This window comes from Paraburkholderia sp. BL27I4N3 (genome assembly GCF_003386115.1).
Classification (GTDB): Bacteria; Pseudomonadota; Gammaproteobacteria; order Burkholderiales; family Burkholderiaceae; genus Paraburkholderia.
Window position 1 is genome coordinate 7,029,037 of sequence record NZ_QREJ01000001.1, and the last position, 20,560, is coordinate 7,049,596.

Here is a 20,560-nt window from a genome sequence, read left to right on the forward strand (position 1 = left end):
TCAGTGCACGTCGCGACCTCCGAATCGCTGCACCATCGGTCAACGCGCTACCGCTTTTCCCGTCGCCGCTTTCGTCGCTCAAATGGTGTGCAACAGTCGGGGCCATCCGATGCGCGTAGCAGCTAGCGCAACGACGAGGGCTGAATAACTTAGGGGTACCGTTGAATGGCTCTGTAACGACTTGCGAGCCGAGGGACGAACGTGATGCAATCACGGTTCAGAACGTTTGCTACCTGCTACTGAGGATGACGGTATGCATGCATAGTGGAAACATGGCTACGATTGAACGCATGATATTTCACTGAAAATGCCACGAATATCTACGAAACGTAGAATCCATCGGCCGCGACATCGGGGTAGCACTACTTGAAATGAGGCGCATCATCTGCCTTGCCGTCGTCGCTTTTGGCCATGCAGTCGCCAAGTGCGAAATTCCGACTCGTCATAGAAGTTGAACGCAGCAATCTCCTATCTTGAGCGGGAAGAACAAGCGAGTCGACTGCGCGAACTATTTGCCGCGCTCGATGAAGTCTTACGCTCATGTTGAACAGAAATCAGGTGGCCACACACCATCATTCGACAGAAGGTTTTTATCCTTAAAAATACAATAAAAACAGTTCTCTCAACTGCATATATTGGAATAACATCCATCACTCAACTGCAGGCCCGGTATCTTCACAGTATTTAACACCACCACTTAATTGCGTTCCTAGCTGCGGAGTTCGATATATGCGAGTTGTTGTGCTTGGCAGTGGAGTCGTCGGAGTAACTAGCGCGTACTTCCTCGCGCGTGCTGGCCATGATGTGACTGTCATCGACCGCGAACAGGGTCCTGCACTTGAGACGAGCTTTGCGAATGCAGGGCAGATTTCCCCAGGATATGCCGCCCCTTGGGCTGCTCCAGGTGTGCCGCTTAAAGCAGTCAAGTGGATGTTCCAGAAGCACGCCCCGCTCGCTATCCGGCCGGACGACAAAGACAAGCAGTTCCAGCTTCAGTGGATGTGGCAGATGCTGCAGAACTGCACGGCCGACCGTTATGCCGTAAACAAGGGCCGCATGGTGCGCCTCGCCGAGTACAGTCGAGATTGTTTGCAAGCGCTGCGCGCTGAGACTGGCATCCAGTACGAAGGGCGGACAGGTGGCACGCTGCAGGTCTTCCGCACGCAGCAGCAATTCGACGATGCCGCGAAAGACATCGCTGTTCTCAAAGAAGCGAATGTTCCGTACGAGTTGTTGGCCGCCAACGAACTCGCGCAGGCGGAGCCCGCGCTTGCGTCGACCTCGAATAAGTTGACGGGCGGGCTTCGCTTGCCTGGCGATGAGACTGGTGACTGCCAGCTGTTCACAACGCGACTGGCTACGCTCGCCGAGCAGGCAGGGGTTAACTTTCGTTACAACACGCAGGTTGACGGACTTGTGGTCGAGGGCGGAATAGTTGTCGGCGTGCGTCACGGTGCCAAACTCATTCATGCGGACGCATTCGTTGTTGCGTTCGGTTCCTATTCGACGAACTTCCTGTCTGGGCTCGTCAAGATTCCAGTGTATCCGCTCAAAGGCTATTCAATCACCGCTCCTATCGTTGACGAAACACGAGCACCAGTCTCAACGGTCCTCGATGAAACCTACAACATCGCCATCACCCGTTTCGACAAGCGAATCCGCGTCGGCGGCATGGCGGAAATCGCAGGTTTTGATAAGCGCCTGCGTGAGGCCCGGCGAGAGACTCTCGAAATGTGTGTGAACGACCTGTTCCCCGGCGGCGGCGACACGTCGAAGGCAACCTTCTGGACGGGCCTGCGTCCGATGACGCCGGATGGGACGCCGATTGTCGGCCACACCGCTGTGCTCAACCTTTACCTGAATACAGGCCATGGCACCCTTGGCTGGACAATGTCATGCGGTTCAGCCCAGCTTCTTGCTGACCTCATTTCCGGTCGAAAGCCCGCCATCCAGTACGACGACTTAAACGTCTTCCGCTACGCCGACGACGCAGACGTCCCGCCGAATTTCGCGCTCACCTAAGCGACAAAATTTCTTCACCGATTCACCTACGCGACTGGTCTTCCAACTTGCAGCAGGGCCTCGATGGTCGTCAAAATCCTCCTCCACTAGCTAAGAGCCATGCCGCGTCCTATTAAAGCTTATATCCATACCGACGCCGTACGACACAACCTTGACGTCGTTCGAAGCAAGGCTACGAAATCTTGCGTCTGGGCCGTTGTAAAGGCGAACGCATACGGGCACGGAATCGAACACATCTATCCCGCACTCGAAGCAGCGGACGGCATTGCGCTTCTTGACCTCGATGAAGCGGTTCGTGTGCGAGAGCTCGGTTGGAAGAAGCCGGTCTTGCTGCTCGAAGGCGTGTTCACTGACGGGGATGTGAAAACCGCCGAAGAGTTTGGGCTGACGGTCGCCGTGCACTGTGACGAGCAGCGCGAACTGATTGTCGCCGCCAGACCAAAGCGGCCCATTGACATCTATCTCAAGATGAATTCAGGAATGAACCGCCTCGGTTTTACTCCCGGCGATTATCCGGCAGCTTGGGAACGCGCATCTACGGCGGCCGGTATCGGCAACATTACGCTCATGAGCCACTTCGCCAGCGCTGACGAAGACAGCGTCGATTGGCAGCTTGAACGCTTCGACGAGGCGACCCGTGACATTCCCGGTCCTCGCAGCCTCTCGAACTCAGCGGCAACGGTCTGGCATCCGCAAGCTCATCGTGACTGGGTGCGGCCCGGAATCGTGCTCTATGGCGGTTCACCTTCGGGGCTGTCGAAGGACATCAAAACCATACACCTACAAGCATCCATGACGCTGCGCAGCGAAATCATCGGGGTCCAGTCGATAAGCGCAGGCGACACAGTTGGCTACGCAAGAGCGTACGAAGCTGAAGGCGACATGCGAATCGGCGTGGTCGCATGCGGATACGCCGACGGCTACCCGCGCCATGCACGAACAGGCACGCCGATTTCAGTCGACGGCATTATGACGCGCACGGTCGGCCGCGTGTCGATGGACATGCTGACCGTGGACCTCACGCCTTGCCCCGATGCCAAGATTGGTTCGACGGTCGAGCTTTGGGGCGAGCAGGTAAAAATTGACGACGTCGCATCATCGTCAGGGACGATTGGATATGAATTGATGTGTGCTTTGGCTCGTCGCGTGCCCGTCACAGTGGCTTGATGGCCACAGGAATTTCACCTATGGCATCGCCTTTCCAAAACAGACCTCGCAGCCAAGCAAACCTGGTCAGCACTGCAGCCGTGACCGAGTTATCGCTTCGAAATCACCTTTGCTTTCTGGCGCTTCGTACTGGGCATGGTATGCCATTTCATCTCGGGACAATCATTCGAACGATGTTCGATTCATTCTTCTTGTTCGACGCGGGATTCGGGCAAGGTGAGATAAGGACCTACACCGATGTTGACCTTGCGCTCGGTAAGACCGTCTCGTTGGCTTGTCCTGACCAACCTTGGAAACTAAGCACGGAAGCGACTGAGCCGATTGCCTGGTTGCTTAGACTTTTCGATAATCAGTTGCAGACGGCGCCGCGTCAAGAAATCGTTGCCGCGCACCGGCGTTCCGAAGCGAACTTCCAAGCTGCTTCTGAGCACCGGCTTCCAATCCCAGCCTTGGTACAGCGTTCACGGCGGAATGCCAACAGAATGACCTCTCATACGCTCGGCCAAAAAATGTGGTGACTTAAGGCGTCTGCGAGCGGTACCCGACCGCTAGCACCATCGTTGCGCTACTGCGCCGTTTTCATGAATAATCCGCAATCGCGCAACGGGTGCTCTGTCGCAGAGATTGCTCGTCAATGCAGCGCGACGGATTTGGGCGCTGGGTCCTCTGGGGGGGACGCGGTGTCGGCTTCTCAATGGTTTTTGTCGCTATTCACCAGTGGCAGCGAGTAGCAGTTGCCGCGTGCGCTTCATGACCCAAGCCACCTCGTGTTGAGAGAAGTCCCACTCGCCAGCGTCGACCTTCAATCTCACGCCTTGCTCGGCCCGGGTCAGCGCCACGTCTGGCGACAGACCAGCGGTAGCAGTTTTTCGCGATGCATATGCGGATAGCTGACTAGCAAGGTCCTCACATGCGTCATAGCGCGCCCACAGTTGCTTTTCCGAAAGACCGCTTTGATAACGCCCATCGACTTCGCGAACGAGAAGCTTTGGTTGAACCCCAGTTACCGAACCTGGGTCCGGCTCTCTCGGAAAATCATCGGGCACACGTTGGTCCGTCATCTCGTTCTCTATAAGCTGTGGCAACTGCCGGGCCGGGTTGACCATCGGACACGGCTCGCATGTCGTCGCTCCGCGCGCGATTTCGCTCAGGAGAGCGCGAACACCTGGCTGCCGAACCGTATCTGCACTATGCGGTTGAATGTGATTTACGAAAACTTACAACTGGGCGTCAAGCATTTTGAGCGTCGCAGCGGCGGCGCCTTTTAAGCCGACTCCATGCGACGGATTTGTGTTCGACTCCCGAAGGTTGATTCGAATGAGCCTCTGCGTCGAGAATCGTTCGCTGAAGCGTCGTACCGTTGGTATCGCTTTCCCGGCGCCCACTTCCACAACAACAAGCTTCGAGACGGAAGAAATCCAGGCTGCAAGTCGCTGCTGCTGTTTCTCATAGGGAAGGCCGACCCAACCCCAGTCGCCGAACATCAGGATATTCGGACGCGCGAGAGCGCCACAACGAGAGCAACGGGGCATCGGGCTCTCCAACTCGGAGGTTGTTTCATTGACGAGCGGATGAAAACCAGTCGCCGACCAGGTATCGTCCGTACACGTCTCCAGACATTGGAGTGCGTGAATCGACCCATGGCATTCGTGCACACGGTGTTCCGGGAACCCGGCCTTTTGGAATTGTCCATCGACGTTGCTTGTGAAAACGAACGCCCCGCGTCCCATGCGGTCCGCCCACCGTCGCAAAATCGCAAACCCTTCGTGCGGGATAGTCTCGCGGTAAAGCTTCAGCCGGTGTCCGTAGAAGCCCCACGCAAGCTTCGGGTGCTCCGCAAACCGAACAGGGTTTGCCATGTCCTCGAACGAGAGGCCTTGATGCCGAAGCGCGGGGTACGCTCGCCAGAAACCTTCCTGCCCACGGAAATCAGGAAGGCCCGAGTCGACGCCCATGCCGGCGCCAGCTGTGATGAGCAAACCGTCTGCCTCTCGCAGCCAAGCGACGGCTTTCTCCAGCCCCTCACCTTGCGAATCGGACACGGGTAGACTCCTTTAGATTCCGCTCATTCGTTGTCACCTGTTGAAGCTTGGTAGGCTTTTTCCGCAGCACGCTGGTGCGCCTGATAGGCCAGCACTGACGCCTTCGTCAGGAATCGTGTGTTCCCAGCTTTGTGGTGAAGCTTGAGTTTGTCTTGCTTGAGCAGCTTCACGACATGTGGACGGGACACGAATAGCAGCTTCGCGGCTTCGGCGGTGGACATGAAATCGTCGGCGTCAGGCGGCGGTAGAATCTTCGCGTTCGTCGACATTGTGGCTCTCCGGTTAGATTGCGGCGACTGGCTACGCACGCAGGTACCACTCGCCAGAGCCGTAAATCCGGTTTCGTGTATCAATGTCGCGCTTGTAGCCGAGCTCCTTCGCGAAGCCCATCGACTGCAGCACTTCACGGGTGCGCATGAGGTCTTGCCTATCGGCCCAGTCACGCGTGTAGACACAGATGACGTGCCCATCGCGACCCATGCTGCGCAGAGCGGTGGACACCTTGGCACACATCAGCTGGTCATTCTCGATAGCGCCGCTGATTTTGCTCCACGCCTCGTCCACGTCGGTGGGGCTCACAAAGATGCACCATTTCCCAGATGCAACGGTCGAGGCAAAGTCGCTGTAGTCCGCGGATTTCTTGTAGTGCCAGTTGCAACTCAAGTCCTCAGACGGCTTGTCCGATTTCCTGGACAGTCGCTCTTCCACACTAATCCCTTCCCTCATGGAAGCCTCCTCACGTACGGCGCTGCTTTCGTATCAATCAGCTTTGCCGAGCCTCGCGCGACATTGCTCCAAATCCTTGCTGAGCGAATCAATCTTCGCTTGCATACCCGCCGCTCGTTTGAGCAGCTGTCCAACTTCATACCAGTAGGCATATCCTAAGTCCCCGTCCTCCAAGCCTAATTCGTGGAACTTGCGAAGCGCAATCGCGAGGTCAATGCTGCCGTTCGCGCTCATCTCGCTACTTCCTGTTTCAGAGGGGTGTTGGACGCGCTCCCTGGAACCCGACCGCCAAAGCAAATCGCCTTCCTTCACGTACCGCTTCTTGATACGCAGCACGACTAGGCTGAGTACGAACCCGACTGCCGGCACGACCAACAACCACACATTTTGAAGAACGATGCGTAGAAAATCCTTCACAGCTTTGGTGGCTTTGAGGCCTTGTGCTTCGCGAAATCACCGGCAGCTTTCGCTACTGCTGTGACGTCTTTAATTGCGAGGAGTTGGAGCGCCGTGGAGCCTCTAAGGTCCGCGATTGGTGTGGTAAAGAAATGCCATTTTTCCAGTCCCGATGTAGTGACGCCCAACCGACGTATGACCTTCGCGAAGGCATCGTGATGAATCAGTGATGAAAGAAAGAACGCAGGGATGTACGTCTCTTGCGCCATTTCAACGCTGAAGATTCGCGCTGACCCGAGATACTTGTTCAGCTTCTTCTCCGTGATACCTGTTGCCCTGCAGTAGTCTTGTGCGGGTAGCAATTTTCCTTCGCGCACAAGGGAGCTATGCCCCGAGCCTTCCAATGCGCTCGGTGTCAAATCGTCGTGCGATGTTCGCAGTTTCGAAATACGGTTAGCTCGCTTGCGTAGCTTCTCTTCTTCTTCGCGCATCGACTGTATGTCGAGATTGAGAATGGTCGCCACGCCTACGATTTCCCACACACGATTTTTGATTAGCCTGCCTAGCTCCTCGTCGGGGATGTCGAGAAGTGCCATGGCGCCTATTGGGTCAACCAGGACGGCAGCGACGACCGCACGATGAATCGCATGGTCTATCCGCGCAAGCCGTGCTTCTTCCGGCGAAGGCGCGTCTCGCCTTTGACGAGACGGCCGCGCCGCTGCTACTCCTTTGGTTGTGATTCGGTTCATGGCGGCAGGAGCTAGTCAGAGGCCGGTGTCGTTTTTTTGATACTCACGGATAGGCTCGTTCTGCTGCCCGCCGTAGATTTCGAAACGCACTCGTAGTTACCCGTTTTCGAAGCTCAATACTTTCACCAACCGTGGTCTCTTAACATGCGTACCGGATGCGGCAGGCCAACATCGTCTTGTCTCTCCGTCGCTGGTCGAATACCAGTAGTGCACGACGTCCTTATCTTTGCCCCCAGCCTCCTGCCACAACCCGCTTACTCGACAGAGCGTGACGGAAGCGTCAGCTTTATTGCGAGCCAACAGGTGAACCGAAAAGCTGACATCGCCAAGTTGCAGTACCAGTTGAATCAGCGCCTCGGCACCGTCCACCATCCAACCGTCCGGGCTCCAGTCCGCGCCGCGAGAGGAGGCAACGACAAAGAAGTTTGGCGTCGCATCCGACCATCCAACGCAGCGCCACGGAAGAAATGGCTGCATGAGCCTCTTCTTTATAGGATGTGGCTCTTCCCAACTGCTGTCAGTAAATAGCATCACGTCAGCCGAAAAAGACATTGAAGGTTGCAACGGGCCAACCGCGAGAACTGCTGTTCGGCATCCTAGCCGGATGCCGGGGCATCAACCCCTCGTTCATTGACCGCGTTCGCGTACAAACTGTTATATGCGATTTTCGCATATGCGATTTTGGCATATACGAACTTCGGCTGCAAGCTGTTCGCCTTGTGCCAGCTTGGTCCAGCCGTGGAAAAATCTATCTACACACAACAATACGGTCTCTTTCTCGCCACCCTTCGGGAGGCGCGAGAGTCCGCAGGCATCCTGCAGAGCGAGCTAGCCGCGAGGCTTAATGTCGACCAACCGTTTGTCAGCAAGTGCGAGAGCGGGCAGCGCCGGCTCGACTTTATTGAAGTCCGGGAGTGGTGCGCTGCAATCGGAATAACGTTGAACCAGCTGACCGACACCTTCGAAGCGACCATCGCGAGAGCGCAGAAGAAGTGAGAGCGCATCGCAGTCGCCGAGCGACGCCCCGAATGCTGTGGCCCTATATACGACCGTTATCTCAACGTGCTGGTTTGCCCCGTGTGCACAACTTCGCTGCCCACACCACAAGGGTGTGGACAGCCGCCTGACGGCGGTTCCGAAGTTGCACACACTCGAAAGCCTGACGCGCCGGCTGCGCCGGCTTGCCCAATTGTAAGAACTCGAAAGCAATCACAAGCCGGGTCATGACGGTCGTAGGCCCGTAATTTTGAGTCGAATCGGTCAAAGTTACAAAGTCAAATCGAGTACATTGTTTGTGAACTTAGGGGGTAGGAACAAACATTTGGTTTTGGCCGCGCGTCGCTCAATGGGAGTGGATGAACAACAATGAGGCACGCGATAGCTGAAATCGGTAAAACTTTGCATGCTCAGCCGGGGTAGATAATCGGCGCGTAATCGCGTTTGAATTCGGTCAGGAAGATGCGTGCCGCCACCACGTCTTGCAGTCCGAGGCCCAGCCCTTGGAGCACCAGCACGAGATTGTCCATCACACGCTTGGTCTGGGCGACCACGCCTTCGGGAAGCGGCGCGGCGTCGTCGGTCGGGCAGGTCGGCATCTGGCCGGTCAGGAAGACCCAGCCGTCGGCCTCGGCAGCATGCGAGAACGGGCCGACCGGCGTGGGTGCTGTGGGAATCATCCAGAAAGAGGGCGCTGAGCTCATGACAGGGTGTGCTGGGTAAGAACGGTTGTCGGGATGACAAGGTAACCGATCAAAAGTCAGGACGCCGGCGCGTTGCCGGCATCGTGCCCAACACACGCCCGCTCAGACCAAACCAGTCGCGTAATAGACTGCGATCACAAAGAACACCGCCATCGTCTTGATGACCGTGACCGCGAAGATGTCGCGATACGACTGTCGATGCGTCAAGCCCGTCACCGCCAGCAGCGTGATCACCGCGCCGTTGTGCGGCAGCGTGTCCATGCCGCCGCTCGCCATGGCGACGACCCGGTGCAGCACTTCCATCGGAATATGTGCCGCTTCCGCGCCCTTGATGAAGGTGTCCGACATGGCCGCGAGCGCGATGCTCATGCCGCCCGACGCCGAACCCGTGATACCCGCCAGCGAGCTCACCGACACGGCTGCGTTGACGAGCGGATTGGGAATGCTCTTCAACGCGTTGCTGACTACCAGAAAGCCCGGCAACGCGGCGATCACACCGCCAAAACCGTATTCCGACGCGGTGTTCAACGAAGCCAGCAGCGCGCCCGCCACCGCAGCCTTGGTGCCGATCGCGAAGCGTTCGCGCACCCGGTTGAACGCCGTCACGACAACCATGATGATGCCGAGGAGCAGTGCGCCTTCCACGGCCCAGATGGCGACCACGGCCTTGATCGTCGTCGTGACCGGTGCGTGAATGCCCGGCAGAATGTCCGGCGCAACCGTGTACGACGCGCCGTACCAATTCGGAATCCAGCGGGTCAGCAGGAAGTTCGCGACGCCCACCAGGACCAGCGGCGCAACCGCCAGCAACGGATGCGGCAGTTGCTTCGATTCCACGCGATCCGGCTCGTTGACGAGTTCCGTGCCGTAGCCTTCGCCGGTCGCCATCGCCGCACGGCGGCGCCATTCCAGATACGTCAGGCCGACCACGATGATGAACAGCGAGCCGATCACGCCGAGTGCGGGCGCAGCCCACGACGTCGTTTTGAAGAAAGTGGTCGGGATGATGTTCTGGATCTGCGGCGTACCCGGCAGCGAATCCATGGTGAAGGAGAATGCGCCGAGTGCGATCGCGCCGGGCATCAGGCGCTTCGGAATATTGCTCTGGCGGTACAGCTCGGCGGCGAACGGATAGACCGCGAACACCACCACGAACAGCGAGACGCCACCGTAGGTGAGCAGCGCGCACACCGCAACGATCACCGCATTGGCGCGCGAGCGGCCAATATAGCGGATCGCGGCAGCCACAATCGACTCCGAGAAACCCGACAGTTCGATGACCTTGCCGAACACGGCGCCCAGCAGAAACACCGGGAAGTATAGTTTCACGAAGCCGACCATCTTCTCCATGAAGATGCCGGTGAAAACCGGCGCGACAGCCGCCGGATCGGTCAGCAGAACGGCGCCGAGCGCGGCGATCGGCGCAAATAGAATGACGCTGTAGCCGCGATAGGCGGCAAACATCAGAAACGCCAGCGCGGCGAGGACGATGACAAAGGACATTGAGTCTCCAAAGCTTGGTTGTTCTACATGGTCGCCGTCTCGAAGGTGCGGCGGCACGGCGCCCGCAAATGCAGGTTCCGTGCCATATCAGCGGCAACGGCCAGCCGCCTGACTTCGCAGACCGAAGCTCAAAACGTGATCGCGGCGATTGTACCCAAACGTCTCTAAAACGGGACGCAAAATGGCTGAAATTAGGTCAAACCAAGGTTAAACCCTTATGTCATGGGCTTGCTGGCGATCTCGCCGATGAGATAAGCTTGTCTACGAAATGAGACAAGCACAATAAAACGATAGCCGGAGACAGCGACAGCATGATGAACGACTGGGCAGGCTTGCCTGCCACTTACGGCGACGTACTGCGCCGGGCGATGGATTCGCTCTTCCGCACATTCGAAAATTTTAGCGAAGGGACGTTTATCGTCGATGCCGACGCGCGCGTGGTCTGGATCAACAAACGCTATGCGGCGCGCTTCGGTTTTTCGGACCCGGACCAGGCCATCGGCCGCGATTGCGAAGCGGTGATTCCGAACAGCCTGATGCGCGAGGTCGTCAACACCGGCAAACCGATTCTGCTCGATATTCTGGAAACGGACCGCGAACCGCTCGTCGTCACGCGTTTGCCGTTGAAGGACGATGCGGGCGCCACGGTTGGCGCCGTTGGCTTTGCGCTCTTCGACGAACTGAAGGCGTTGACGCCGCTCTTTTCCCACTACTCGCGCGTGCAGGAAGAATTGATCGCGACGCGCCGGTCGCTCGCGCAGGCGCGGCGGGCCAAATATACGTTCGGCAGTTTCGTCGGCACGAGCGCGGCCAGTCTCGAAGTGAAGCGCCAGGCGCGCCGCGCCGCGCAGCTCGAATCGCCGGTGCTGCTGCTCGGCGAAACCGGCACCGGCAAGGAGTTGCTGGCGCATGCCATCCACGGCGGCTCGGCGCGCGCGAATCAGCCGCTCGTGACGGTCAACGTCGCGGCGATTCCCGACACCCTGCTCGAAGTCGAATTCTTCGGTGCGGCGCCGGGCGCCTACACTGGCGCGGATCGCAAAGGGCGCGTCGGCAAGTTCGAGCTGGCGAACGGCGGCACGCTGTTTCTCGACGAAATCGGCGATATGCCGCTGCCCTTGCAGGGCAAGCTGCTGCGCGTGTTGCAGGACAAGGAGTTCGAACCGCTCGGCTCGAACCGGATCGTGCGCGCCGACGTCCGGATCATCGCGGCGACCTCGGCCGATTTGCCTGCGCTGGTCGCGGCCGGGCGATTCCGCGCTGACCTGTTCTATCGGCTGAACGTGCTGACGATCCATGCGCCGCCGTTGCGCGAACGGACCTCGGATATCGAGGCGCTGGCTTACGCCATGCTTGAAGATCTGTCGACCCAGGCGCGCGGCGCCAGTCACTTCGAATTGCAGGACGACGCGCTGAGGTTGCTGTGCTCGTACGGCTGGCCGGGCAATGTGCGCGAGTTGCGCAACACGCTGGAGCGTGCGGTGATGCTGTCCGACAATGAGCGGATAGATGCGCGGGCGCTGGCGTCGTTTATCGGCTCGGCGCACGGCGGCGGCGCGTACCGTCCGAATGCGCCCTTGCCGGAGGTGCCTTCGACGGCGCATGCGGCAAACGCGCAGGCTAGTGCGTCGCAACCCGCCTCATGGAGCGAGGCGATGGCGGTCTTCGAGAAGCGCTTCCTGAGCGACGCTTTGCGCGCCAACGGCGGCCGCGTGATCGAGACTGCAAACCAGATCGGCATGGGTCGCGCGACGCTCTATAAGAAGATCGCGGCGTACGGCATCGACGTGTGACAACGTTCCGCGACAGCGATTGACGCAGCGTAATTGACGCGTGGCACAATCCCGTGATCGAAAAACAAGACGTGATCGGGGTTTCAAATGAAATGCAATCTCTCCTTCTACGCGCGCCGGGCCTGCGCCACGCTGGCGGCCGGCGCCATGGTCGCGCTGGGCGGTTGCAGCAGCAGCGCGCCGCTGTTTTTGCCGGACGGCCGCGCGACCACGCTGGTGCAGTGCCCCGCCGGTTCCGACTCCTGCTCGCAGCAGGCCAGCGCAAGTTGCGGCGGCGCGTTCGATGTCGTGCGTCAATCCACTGAGAACGGCACGCTGAACCTGATTTACGCCTGCCGGGGGAAATAACGGTTCGCCGGCGCAAGGCCGGCTCGATCAACGCCTCAAGCTTTCTTCCTTCAGTCGCGCTAAAAGCGTATGGCGGTCGTAAAGACCTGCATCCAATGCGGGTTCTATCCGCGGCAATGATGCGCAATGGATATTAATACCGCGCTTCATATTATTTCCCTTGTCGCCGGACGCAATTAAAAACATGCGAATTCCCGTCGAATAGCCAAGTCGGTGCGGCACCTAACGGAACGCGAAGTTGAGCCGCAGTATTGTCTTTTCAGTGGCTCAAGATTCAAGCAGCAGGCAGCTTTTGCCGGTTTTGCCGTCTATGCGGAAAGTGCCAGGAAGGATTTTCCGTTTAGACCGAAAACCGAAAATAGTGCGGCACGCTTTGTGCTTCGCGTTACGCATTGAAAATAGTTCAACGAGTAATCCGGGGAAAGCAATGAATCATCACCAACTCGAAAAAGATATTGAACATCTTGAGCACGTAATCTCGCATATCTCCGCAGCAGACCACATCCCGCTGTCCTATTGGCGAAACCGCATCGATTCCGTTTCCGGCGCGGCGCTGGTGCCGGCGCAGGCGAACCGCGTCAAACGGCTCAACGCCGCCCTTTCGGCTCTCGAACAACGCCTGAAAGCCTGAACGCCCGGTGCAGTGGATGGCTGTGACGTACCCTTCTGGCAACGTTTTTCGCAAAAATGGGGAAACGTAACGGCCACGTAAGCGGCACGGCGCAGCGCGTCTCGACAGGATGGCAAGGCACGTCATTTGGTTGTGCACGCGCTGGCGCCGCTTTACGCTTCGGAGGACCGCGGGGACGGACGGCGCGCGTCAGGGTGAACGGGCCGCCAATCTCTCCACGATCAGGATAAACATGCAACGAGCAGGACTTTCCGCGTCTCGGCTGACGGCACTGACCAACGCCATGCAAGGCTATGTGGAACGCGGTGAAGTGGCGGGCGTGGTGTCGATGATCTGGCGGCGCGGCGAGATTGGCTATTTCGAGCCGCTCGGTTGGCGCGACGACGCGGCGCGGTTGCCGATGGAGCGCGATACGCTGTTCCGCATTGCGTCCATGACCAAGCCGGTCACCAGCGCCGCGATCCTGATGCTGATCGAAGAAGACTGGCTCGCCCTCGACACACCGATCTCACTCTGGTTGCCGGAGTTGTCCGCGCCGCGTGTGCTGCGCGACCCCGCCGGCCCGCTCGACGAAACCGACCCCGCCAGAGCGTCGCTCACCGTGCTGGACCTGCTGACGCACCGCGCCGGCTTCGCCTACCACTTCACCGCGACTGGGCCTCTTGCCGACGCGTACGCCGCCGCTTTCAACGGATTCGAAGCGCGCATGGACGGCAACGCCTGGCTTGCCCGCATCGCAAGTTTGCCGCTCATGTTCCAGCCTGGGTCACGCTGGCACTACGGCGTTGCCACCGATGTGCTCGGCGTGCTGATCGAACGCGTGAGCGGCATGCCGCTCGGCGAGTTTTTCCGGACGCGGATCTTCGAGCCGCTCGGCATGCGCGATACCGCTTTCTGGGTGCCTGACGCGCAACTCGGCCGGCTCGCCACAGCTTATGGCGTCGAACAGGGCTCAGGGCAGCGGATCGTCGAGGACCATCCGTCGTCGAGCCGATGGGCGGATCCGGACCGCTTCCAGAGCGGCGGCGGCGGCCTGGTTTCCACAGCGCACGACTATCTGCAATTCGCGCAACTGCTGCTCGGTCGCGGACGGGTCGGCACGACGCGTTTGCTGTCGCACCGCTCAGTCGATCTGATGCGCTCCAATTTTCTGACTCGCGACCAGCGCCGTGTGTCGGCCTTCGGTCATGCGCTGTGGGCAGGCCAGGGGTTCGGCCTCGGCTTGTCCGTCGTCGACGATCCGGCGCAGCAGTTGCCGCTTGGCTATCGTTCGATCGGCTCGTTCGGCTGGCCGGGTGCGTATGGTACAAGCTGGTTCGCCGATCCGGTGGAAGATCTGATCGGTCTGATGCTGATTCAAAGGCGCTCCGTCGAACCGTTCTCAATGACAGTGGATTTCGAACGCCGCGTGTACGATGCAATTGACGATTGAGCGAACCGGCCGCGTCCGGGCCGGCTTCTTTTAAGCGTGTTACCCGCTCGCGGCGTCGGGCTTCTCTATCCGGCAATTTATTCGTCTGATAGTGTCCGCACTTCAGTTCTCGTCTAATGATCGGAGCACCCGTCATGGCCTCGTACAAGCAGTTGACCGCCCAGCTAGAAAAACTCCACAAGGAAGTCGCGGCGGCGCGCGAGAAGGAAATCGCGCAGGCGATCGCCGAGATCAAGCAGAAAGTAGCCGAATACGACCTGACGGCGGAAGAACTGGGTTTCACCAGCAAAGGCGCCACGGCCCGCAAGACGCCTTCGGTTGCCAAGTATCGCAACCCGAAAACCGGCGAGACCTGGAGCGGCCGCGGCCGCTCGCCAGCGTGGCTCGTGGGCAAGAATCGCGAGCGCTTTCTGATCGAAGGTTGAAGTGCGTTGGCGCATGACGTCTCCACCCGTCATGTGCCGGATTATTTAAAGTGATGTCGCGTGCGGAGTTTCTCGCACCTTTCGCACGCGGCGAGGCAAGTCCCGAAAACACTCACCTTTCGCGTGAACCCGGCGCGTGAACCATAGGCGCGGATGCGCGGCTCGCGACGGACCGGTTGTTTCGGTCAGCCTGGTTTCATCGAATCACGCAGCTTGCGACAGGCTTGCTATCGCAGGCCGCGGTGACTGATCCATTTCCTCCGAAACCCGCGCCAGCCCTTGCTGGTAGGGGTTCCCAGGCTGTACGAAGAATCGCTGAAGCCATCGCTTGAGCCTCTTTTAGTCGCGCCTGATGCGCACGTCGCTTTGCGGAGTGTCGCGGCGCAGGTGCGCGACTGTTCGTCGATACGCTCACCTTTCGCACCGCTGCCGTGATAGTCCCGAAAACCCTCACCTTTGCGCGTCTCGATACCCGCGGGCCACTGCGCTCGGGGCTAACCCGGAGTTGAGTTCCTCTCATACCCCGCATCAAAACTCATCGATACATGGTCGCGGATGCCGAACCCCACAATCGGCCATCCACTCAACCTCGACGGAAGACCATGAGCGCATCGACGGACAAACAACTCTTTATCGGCGAAGGATTCGAAGGCCCCGGCGTCAATCTCGCGCATATCAACGTATTGGTCGGCCCGCGCAACGGCCCGGCTGGCCAGGCATTCGCCACCGCATTGGCGACGCCTTCGGCGGGTCACGCGCCGTTCGTCGTGATCGCGCGTCCGGGCGTGCCGACCAAGCCGCTCACGCTCTATGTGAACAAGGCGCAGATCGGCAGCGACTTCCACGGCAACGCGACGTGGGGCGCTTCGCAAGCCGGTATCGCGAAGGCGGTGGCCGAGTCGCTGGAGAACGGCACGCTGCCGCCTGAAGCGGAGAACGACTGGGTGGTGGTGTCGGCGAACTGGGTCAACCCGTCGACCGACGATCTCGACGCTGTCTTCGAGAACAACTACCGCGCGTGCAAGAACGCGATCCTCGCGGCGATGAAGGGGTTGCCGCATCGCGATGAAGTCTTCGCTGCCGCGCGCGACGTATCGAACCCGTTCTACACACCGAAGCAACGTTAATGGCAGGCAGCGCGGTTCGGTCGCGCGCCCTGCAATGCGCAACTAACCGTCCGCACCGCTAGTTTTCAGGAAGGAAGGAGACACGCACTATGGAATACATTCGCCTCGGCCAGTCCGGTCTGAAGGTTTCGCGTCTGTGCCTCGGCACGATGAACATGGGCACGCCGCAATGGAAGCCGTGGATTTTCGACGAAGCGCAAAGCGAGCCGATCGTTCGTCATGCGCTCGAAGCCGGCGTCAACTTTATCGACCTCGCCGATTTCTATTCGACCGGCGTCGGTGAAGAAGTGGTGGGCCGCATTCTGAAGCGTCTCACGCGCCGCGAGGAAATGGTCGTGGCCACCAAGGTCGGCTATGACATGGGCGCGTATCAGAACGCCGGCGGTCATTCGCGCAAGCACATCATGGACGGCATCGACGGCTCGCTGACGCGTCTCGGCATGGATTACGTCGATATCTACATGCTGCATTTCTTCGACGTGAATACGCCAGTCGAAGAGACCATGGGCGCGCTCAACGATATCGTGCGCGCCGGCAAGGCGCGCTATATCGGCGTGTCGACCATGTACACGTGGCAGTTCGCCAAGATCATGCAGGTCTGCGAGTGCAACGGGTGGCACAAGCCGATCAATATGCAGTTGCAGTTGAACCTGGCATACCGTGAAGAAGAGCGCGAAATGATTCCGTATTGCCAGGATCAGGGCGTCGGCGTGTCCGTGTTCAGTCCGCTGGCGCGCGGGCTGCTGACGTGCGATCCGAATTCGACGCGCAATCAGACCGACTTCTTTACCGCGCAAATGTATGGCGATGTGGCGTCGCGTGAAATTGCCGCGTCGGTGGCGCGCGTGGCCGCGCGGCGTGGCGTTTCCGCTGCGCAGATCGCGCAAGCGTGGGTGCTGAATCACGGCGGTGTTGCAAGCATGCTGGTCGGTGCGGATACGCCGGCGCAGTTCGACAGCGCGCTCGCCGCGCTCGGCACGACGCTTTCGGCGGATGAACTGTTCGAGCTCGAACGCAACTACACGCCGTGCGATCTGATCAACGACTACACCGCAGGCAAACGCATCGCGCGCGAACCGCGCCTTGCGCAGGGCATGTTCGTCGAAACGCTGGAGAAAGCCGCATGAACGAATTTCTCCGCACCGGACATTACATTGGCGGCGAATGGTACGAAGGCGCCGACACGTACGCTGTTTTGAATCCCGCGACCGGCGAGGTCGTCGCGCGAGTGGCCAAAGGCGGCGCGGCGGAAGCGGCGCAGGCCATTGCGGCGGCCGAGCGCGCGTTTCCCGCATGGCGTGCGTTGACCGCGAAAGAGCGCAGCGCGCGCGTCAAACGCTGGGGCGAGTTGATGCTGGAGAATCGCGACGCGCTCGCCGAACTGCTGACGCTTGAGCAAGGCAAACCGCTTGCCGAAGCGCGCGGCGAAGTCGGTTACGCGGCGAGCTTCTTCGAATGGTTCGCGGAAGAAGCGAAGCGGGCCTACGGCGACGTGATTCCGAGTCCAAATCCAAACGCGAAGATTATCGTGACGAAGGAACCGGTCGGTGTGGTCGCGGCAATCACACCGTGGAATTTCCCGCTCGCCATGATCACGCGCAAGGCCGGTCCCGCTCTCGCGGCCGGTTGCACGATGGTGCTCAAGCCGTCGGAAGAAACGCCGTTGTCCGCGTTCGCTTTGGCGGTGCTGGCCGGGAAAGCGGGCATTCCACCCGGCGTGTTCAATATCGTCTCCGGCGACGCCGTGGCGATCGGCGGCGCGCTCACGGAATCCGACGTGGTGCGCAAACTGTCGTTCACCGGTTCGACGCGCGTCGGCAAGCTGCTGGCGAAGCAGTCCGCGGACACGCTGAAGAAGCTGTCGCTCGAACTCGGCGGCAACGCGCCTTTCATCGTCTTCGATGACGCGGACCTCGATGCCGCCGTGCAAGGCGCGATGGCTTCGAAATTCCGCAACACCGGGCAGACGTGTGTGTGCGTCAACCGCTTCTACGTGCAGGACGGCATCTACGATGCGTTTACATCCGCGTTGACGCAAGCAGTGCGTAAGATGCGCGTCGGCAATGCGTTGCAAGGCGAGGTCGAACAAGGTCCGTTGATCAACCAGGCTGCGTTGAAGAAGGTCGAAACGCACGTGGCCGACGCGTTGCAAAAGGGCGCGAAGGTGCTGACCGGCGGCAAGCCGCACACGCTCGGCGGCACTTTTTACGAGCCGACTGTTCTCGTCGACGCCAACAGCTCGATGCTGATCGCCGGCGAAGAAACCTTCGGACCGGTTGCCGCGTGTTTCCGCTTCAAGAGCGAAGCGGAAGCGATCGAAGCGGCCAACGACACACCGTTCGGCTTGTCGGCGTATTTCTACACGCGCGATCTGGCGCGCGCGTGGCGCGTCGGCGAAGCGCTGGAAAGCGGCATGGTCGGCATCAACGAGGGGATTGTGTCCACGGAAGTCGCGCCGTTCGGCGGCGTCAAGCAGTCGGGGCTCGGCCGCGAAGGCTCGAAGTACGGGCTCGATGAATACACCGAACTGAAGTACATGATGATGGGCGGCCTCGGACGCTGATCTTCACACCGCGCGTTCGCCGTACGTCATGCCCATGCGTGACGGACCGGCGGACGACGCAATCGGTGCGCGGCGGCATGCCGACCGCGCCCGGCGATCCATACTAACGAAGGAGACAGCGTGAGCAATCAGGATATGCAGGCGGCCACTCTCGGCCTCGCCCCCACTTTGCCGACGGCAGCGGCATCCGCGCACGGCCCCATTCCTCTCGACGACGTTCCGCTGAACGCCTTCCACGTCAAGATCGCCGGGCTGACGTTCGGCGCGCACTTCACAGAAGGTTTCGCGCTCGGCACGATCGGCTATGCGCTTGCGTCGCTGAATCGGCAGATGCCGCTCGACGCCTTCTGGATGGGCATGATCGGCAGTTCCGCGTTGATGGGCATTTTTATCGGCAGTCTGGTTTTCGGTTGGCTGTCGGATCGCATGGGACGCCAGAAGATTTTCCTGCTGAGCTTCATCATCATCACAGCGGCTGCGTTCGCGCAGTTCTATGTGCGTTCACCGCTCGAGTTGTGTTTGCTGCGGGTGTTGATCGGTTTCGGCATGGGCGGCGACTTTGCGGTGGGGCATGCAATCCTCGCGGAGTTCTCGCCGCGCAAACATCGCGGCACGTTGCTTGGCTCGTTTAGCGTGGTGTGGACCGTCGGGTACGTGGTGGCGAATGTGCTCGGCATGCATTACGCCGATGCCTCGCCAGATGCATGGCGCTGGCTGCTGGCGTCGGCGGGTGTGCCGGCGTTGATCGTTCTCGTGCTGCGTATGGGCACACCGGAGTCGCCGCGCTGGCTGCATGGCAAAGGACGCACGGCGGAGGCGAAGTCGATCGTGCTGAAGCACTTCGGTCCGAACGTCACTCTGGCCGGCGGCCACGACGAGCACGCGCAATCGGCGGGCGGTTTCATGCGTCTGTTCAAGGCCGATCTGATTCGCCGTACGATTTTCAATTGCGCGTTCTTCGTATGTCTCGTCATTCCGTACTTCGCTGTTTATACGTTTCTGCCGACCATTCTGAAAGCGATTCACTTGAACAATGACTCGAGCGCGGATTTTCTGTTGAACGGATTTCTCGTGCTTGGCGCGTTGATCGGCATCTGGCTCACGATCAAACTTCCGCGGCGCACGTTCCTGATCGGCTCGTTCGCGGTGACTTGCGTATCGCTGATTGCGTTGAGTGTGCTGCCGGAGTCGGCGACGCTCGGCATGATCGTCGCATTCGGGATTTTCACGCTCACCATGTCGGCGTTCTCGAATCTCGTCGGCGTGTTTCCGCCGGAGTGCTTTCCGACCGAAGTGCGCGCGTGCGGCGTCGGACTCGCGATTGCGTGCAGCCGGCTCGGGTCGGCCGTCGGCACGTTTCTGCTGCCACTCGGCATCGTCCATTTAGGCTTCCATATCACGATGATGGTGCTCGCCGCGGTGTTGCTGATCGGCATGGTGGTGTCGATCGCGTGGGCGCCGGAAACGAAGCATCTGACTTTGAACGAAGCTAGCGGCGCCTAGTTCGCTGGAACGTTGAAGAGAACCCGCCGCATCGGCAACGATGCGGCGGGTTTTTGTTTTTGGGCTCGAAACCATGGCACTCGTCGGCGCGACGCGGCGCGGCACGGCATTCGGCGATGTCTTCCGTGGTTATCGTGTCTTGCGTGGCCGATTGCCGCGCTCTGTCAACGCGTCACCACCGGTTGACCGGCATTGCGCGCCTCAAAAGCTCGCAATGCCCGCACTCTCGCCCGTTCTCGACGCGCCATGTCTCTCGGCCGAATCCGAAAAGAGGCGATTTGTCCCAGATACTTCTTATCTAGGAAGCCTTAATATCCTAACTTGTCTTAACGAAGCAAAGTGAGAACCATATAAATGGTATTTGCTTGGCTAGGAAATAGGAATCCTTGGGTAACTCCAAGATCTCCGTTGAATCCCGTTTTTTTGTAATTGT

At 59.5% G+C, this 20,560-nt stretch carries 21 protein-coding genes and 1 pseudogene; 13 read left to right on the forward strand and 9 right to left on the reverse strand.

All coding sequences use genetic code 11. The features are described 5' to 3' along the window. Positions 1-729 precede the first annotated feature (729 nt). From B0G71_RS31945 to B0G71_RS31955, 3 genes are all read left to right on the forward strand, one after another. Positions 730-2,022, forward strand: coding sequence for a D-amino acid dehydrogenase (locus B0G71_RS31945; RefSeq protein ID WP_116146848.1), 1,293 nt, complete (start codon positions 730-732; stop codon positions 2,020-2,022). A 99-nt stretch (positions 2,023-2,121) separates the two neighbouring features. Beyond that, on the forward strand, positions 2,122-3,189 hold the full coding sequence (alr, locus tag B0G71_RS31950) for an alanine racemase (protein WP_116146850.1): 1,068 nt from the start codon (positions 2,122-2,124) through the stop codon (positions 3,187-3,189). A gap of 20 nt (positions 3,190-3,209) precedes the next feature. Then, positions 3,210-3,707: a hypothetical protein gene (locus tag B0G71_RS31955; protein WP_147308725.1), complete on the forward strand. Its 498-nt coding sequence runs from the start codon at positions 3,210-3,212 to the stop codon at positions 3,705-3,707. Positions 3,708-3,896: 189 nt separating this feature from the next. Here the strand turns inward: B0G71_RS31955 and B0G71_RS31960 are convergent, their stop codons facing one another. The 7 genes from B0G71_RS31960 to B0G71_RS31990 all read right to left on the reverse strand — a co-directional run bounded on the left by B0G71_RS31960 (position 3,897) and on the right by B0G71_RS31990 (position 7,579). Further along, positions 3,897-4,295 (reverse strand): hypothetical protein, encoded by a 399-nt coding sequence (locus B0G71_RS31960; protein WP_258875703.1) that lies wholly within the window; start codon positions 4,293-4,295, stop codon positions 3,897-3,899. A gap of 111 nt (positions 4,296-4,406) precedes the next feature. Continuing rightward, complete coding sequence (locus tag B0G71_RS31965; RefSeq protein ID WP_258875704.1) at positions 4,407-5,231, reverse strand: Sir2 family NAD-dependent protein deacetylase; 825 nt, start codon at positions 5,229-5,231, stop codon at positions 4,407-4,409. A gap of 23 nt (positions 5,232-5,254) precedes the next feature. Beyond that, entirely contained in the window at positions 5,255-5,500 is a 246-nt protein-coding gene (locus B0G71_RS31970) for an excisionase family DNA-binding protein (RefSeq protein WP_116146855.1), read from the reverse strand. 31 nt (positions 5,501-5,531) lie between these two features. Then, positions 5,532-5,957, reverse strand: a complete 426-nt coding sequence (locus B0G71_RS31975) for a putative phosphothreonine lyase domain-containg protein (RefSeq protein ID WP_116146856.1) — start codon at positions 5,955-5,957, stop codon at positions 5,532-5,534. A gap of 33 nt (positions 5,958-5,990) precedes the next feature. Then, positions 5,991-6,374, reverse strand: coding sequence for a hypothetical protein (locus tag B0G71_RS42190; protein WP_258875705.1), 384 nt, complete (start codon positions 6,372-6,374; stop codon positions 5,991-5,993). Beyond that, the gene (locus B0G71_RS31985) at positions 6,371-6,949 is read right to left on the reverse strand and encodes a hypothetical protein (protein ID WP_116146858.1); all 579 of its coding nucleotides are present in this window, start codon (positions 6,947-6,949) and stop codon (positions 6,371-6,373) included. The genes B0G71_RS42190 and B0G71_RS31985 overlap by 4 nt, the downstream gene beginning before the upstream one ends. A 249-nt stretch (positions 6,950-7,198) precedes the next feature. Next, positions 7,199-7,579 carry a hypothetical protein gene (locus B0G71_RS31990; RefSeq protein WP_147308726.1) on the reverse strand — a complete coding sequence of 127 codons (381 nt, stop codon included), beginning with the start codon at positions 7,577-7,579 and terminating at the stop codon, positions 7,199-7,201. Positions 7,580-7,732: 153 nt separating this feature from the next. On the opposite strand from B0G71_RS31990, the gene B0G71_RS31995 reads away from it, so the two are divergent. Next, entirely contained in the window at positions 7,733-8,098 is a 366-nt protein-coding gene (locus B0G71_RS31995; RefSeq protein ID WP_258875706.1) for a helix-turn-helix domain-containing protein, read from the forward strand. Between the two features lie 431 nt (positions 8,099-8,529). Here the strand turns inward: B0G71_RS31995 and B0G71_RS32000 are convergent. Both B0G71_RS32000 and B0G71_RS32005 read right to left on the reverse strand, forming a co-directional pair. After that, a pseudogene (locus tag B0G71_RS32000) lies at positions 8,530-8,802 on the reverse strand (RidA family protein); the annotation flags it as partial. Positions 8,803-8,904: 102 nt separating this feature from the next. Beyond that, positions 8,905-10,305, reverse strand: a complete 1,401-nt coding sequence (locus B0G71_RS32005) for a GntP family permease (protein WP_116146862.1) — start codon at positions 10,303-10,305, stop codon at positions 8,905-8,907. Positions 10,306-10,616: 311 nt separating this feature from the next. On the opposite strand from B0G71_RS32005, the gene B0G71_RS32010 reads away from it, so the two are divergent. The 9 genes from B0G71_RS32010 (at position 10,617) to B0G71_RS32050 (ending at position 20,127) form a co-directional block, all read left to right on the forward strand. Beyond that, positions 10,617-12,098: a sigma-54-dependent Fis family transcriptional regulator gene (locus B0G71_RS32010; protein ID WP_116146864.1), complete on the forward strand. Its 1,482-nt coding sequence runs from the start codon at positions 10,617-10,619 to the stop codon at positions 12,096-12,098. A gap of 87 nt (positions 12,099-12,185) precedes the next feature. After that, positions 12,186-12,446: a hypothetical protein gene (locus tag B0G71_RS32015; RefSeq protein ID WP_116146866.1), complete on the forward strand. Its 261-nt coding sequence runs from the start codon at positions 12,186-12,188 to the stop codon at positions 12,444-12,446. Between the two features lie 427 nt (positions 12,447-12,873). Then, positions 12,874-13,077, forward strand: a complete 204-nt coding sequence (locus B0G71_RS32020) for a hypothetical protein (protein WP_106281630.1) — start codon at positions 12,874-12,876, stop codon at positions 13,075-13,077. Between the two features lie 232 nt (positions 13,078-13,309). Then, a complete protein-coding gene (locus B0G71_RS32025; protein WP_116146868.1) occupies positions 13,310-14,509 on the forward strand; it encodes a serine hydrolase in 1,200 nt (399 codons plus the stop codon). A gap of 134 nt (positions 14,510-14,643) precedes the next feature. Next, positions 14,644-14,934, forward strand: coding sequence for an H-NS family nucleoid-associated regulatory protein (locus B0G71_RS32030; RefSeq protein ID WP_116146870.1), 291 nt, complete (start codon positions 14,644-14,646; stop codon positions 14,932-14,934). A 602-nt stretch (positions 14,935-15,536) separates the two neighbouring features. Beyond that, complete coding sequence (gene fae, locus B0G71_RS32035; RefSeq protein ID WP_116146872.1) at positions 15,537-16,061, forward strand: formaldehyde-activating enzyme; 525 nt, start codon at positions 15,537-15,539, stop codon at positions 16,059-16,061. An 89-nt stretch (positions 16,062-16,150) separates the two neighbouring features. Further along, positions 16,151-17,188, forward strand: a complete 1,038-nt coding sequence (locus B0G71_RS32040; protein ID WP_116146874.1) for an aldo/keto reductase — start codon at positions 16,151-16,153, stop codon at positions 17,186-17,188. After that, the gene (locus tag B0G71_RS32045) at positions 17,185-18,624 is read left to right on the forward strand and encodes an NAD-dependent succinate-semialdehyde dehydrogenase (protein ID WP_116146876.1); all 1,440 of its coding nucleotides are present in this window, start codon (positions 17,185-17,187) and stop codon (positions 18,622-18,624) included. The genes B0G71_RS32040 and B0G71_RS32045 overlap by 4 nt, the downstream gene beginning before the upstream one ends. A gap of 120 nt (positions 18,625-18,744) precedes the next feature. Next, a complete protein-coding gene (locus B0G71_RS32050; protein ID WP_116146878.1) occupies positions 18,745-20,127 on the forward strand; it encodes an MFS transporter in 1,383 nt (460 codons plus the stop codon). Positions 20,128-20,560 lie beyond the last annotated feature (433 nt).

Bases quoted from the DNA above. Each gene is read 5' to 3' on its own strand.
- B0G71_RS31945 (WP_116146848.1), top strand. From the start codon at position 730: ATGCGAGTTGTTGTGCTTGGCAGTGGAGTCGTCGGAGTAACTAGCGCG.
- alr (WP_116146850.1), top strand. From the start codon at position 2,122: ATGCCGCGTCCTATTAAAGCTTATATCCATACCGACGCCGTACGACAC.
- B0G71_RS31955 (WP_147308725.1), top strand. From the start codon at position 3,210: ATGGCATCGCCTTTCCAAAACAGACCTCGCAGCCAAGCAAACCTGGTC.
- B0G71_RS31960 (WP_258875703.1), bottom strand. From the start codon at position 4,295: ATGGTCAACCCGGCCCGGCAGTTGCCACAGCTTATAGAGAACGAGATG.
- B0G71_RS31970 (WP_116146855.1), bottom strand. From the start codon at position 5,500: ATGTCGACGAACGCGAAGATTCTACCGCCGCCTGACGCCGACGATTTC.
- B0G71_RS31975 (WP_116146856.1), bottom strand. From the start codon at position 5,957: ATGAGGGAAGGGATTAGTGTGGAAGAGCGACTGTCCAGGAAATCGGAC.
- B0G71_RS31985 (WP_116146858.1), bottom strand. From the start codon at position 6,949: ATGGCACTTCTCGACATCCCCGACGAGGAGCTAGGCAGGCTAATCAAA.
- B0G71_RS31990 (WP_147308726.1), bottom strand. From the start codon at position 7,579: ATGCAGCCATTTCTTCCGTGGCGCTGCGTTGGATGGTCGGATGCGACG.
- B0G71_RS32005 (WP_116146862.1), bottom strand. From the start codon at position 10,305: ATGTCCTTTGTCATCGTCCTCGCCGCGCTGGCGTTTCTGATGTTTGCC.
- B0G71_RS32010 (WP_116146864.1), top strand. From the start codon at position 10,617: ATGATGAACGACTGGGCAGGCTTGCCTGCCACTTACGGCGACGTACTG.
- B0G71_RS32015 (WP_116146866.1), top strand. From the start codon at position 12,186: ATGAAATGCAATCTCTCCTTCTACGCGCGCCGGGCCTGCGCCACGCTG.
- B0G71_RS32020 (WP_106281630.1), top strand. From the start codon at position 12,874: ATGAATCATCACCAACTCGAAAAAGATATTGAACATCTTGAGCACGTA.
- B0G71_RS32025 (WP_116146868.1), top strand. From the start codon at position 13,310: ATGCAACGAGCAGGACTTTCCGCGTCTCGGCTGACGGCACTGACCAAC.
- B0G71_RS32030 (WP_116146870.1), top strand. From the start codon at position 14,644: ATGGCCTCGTACAAGCAGTTGACCGCCCAGCTAGAAAAACTCCACAAG.
- fae (WP_116146872.1), top strand. From the start codon at position 15,537: ATGAGCGCATCGACGGACAAACAACTCTTTATCGGCGAAGGATTCGAA.
- B0G71_RS32040 (WP_116146874.1), top strand. From the start codon at position 16,151: ATGGAATACATTCGCCTCGGCCAGTCCGGTCTGAAGGTTTCGCGTCTG.
- B0G71_RS32045 (WP_116146876.1), top strand. From the start codon at position 17,185: ATGAACGAATTTCTCCGCACCGGACATTACATTGGCGGCGAATGGTAC.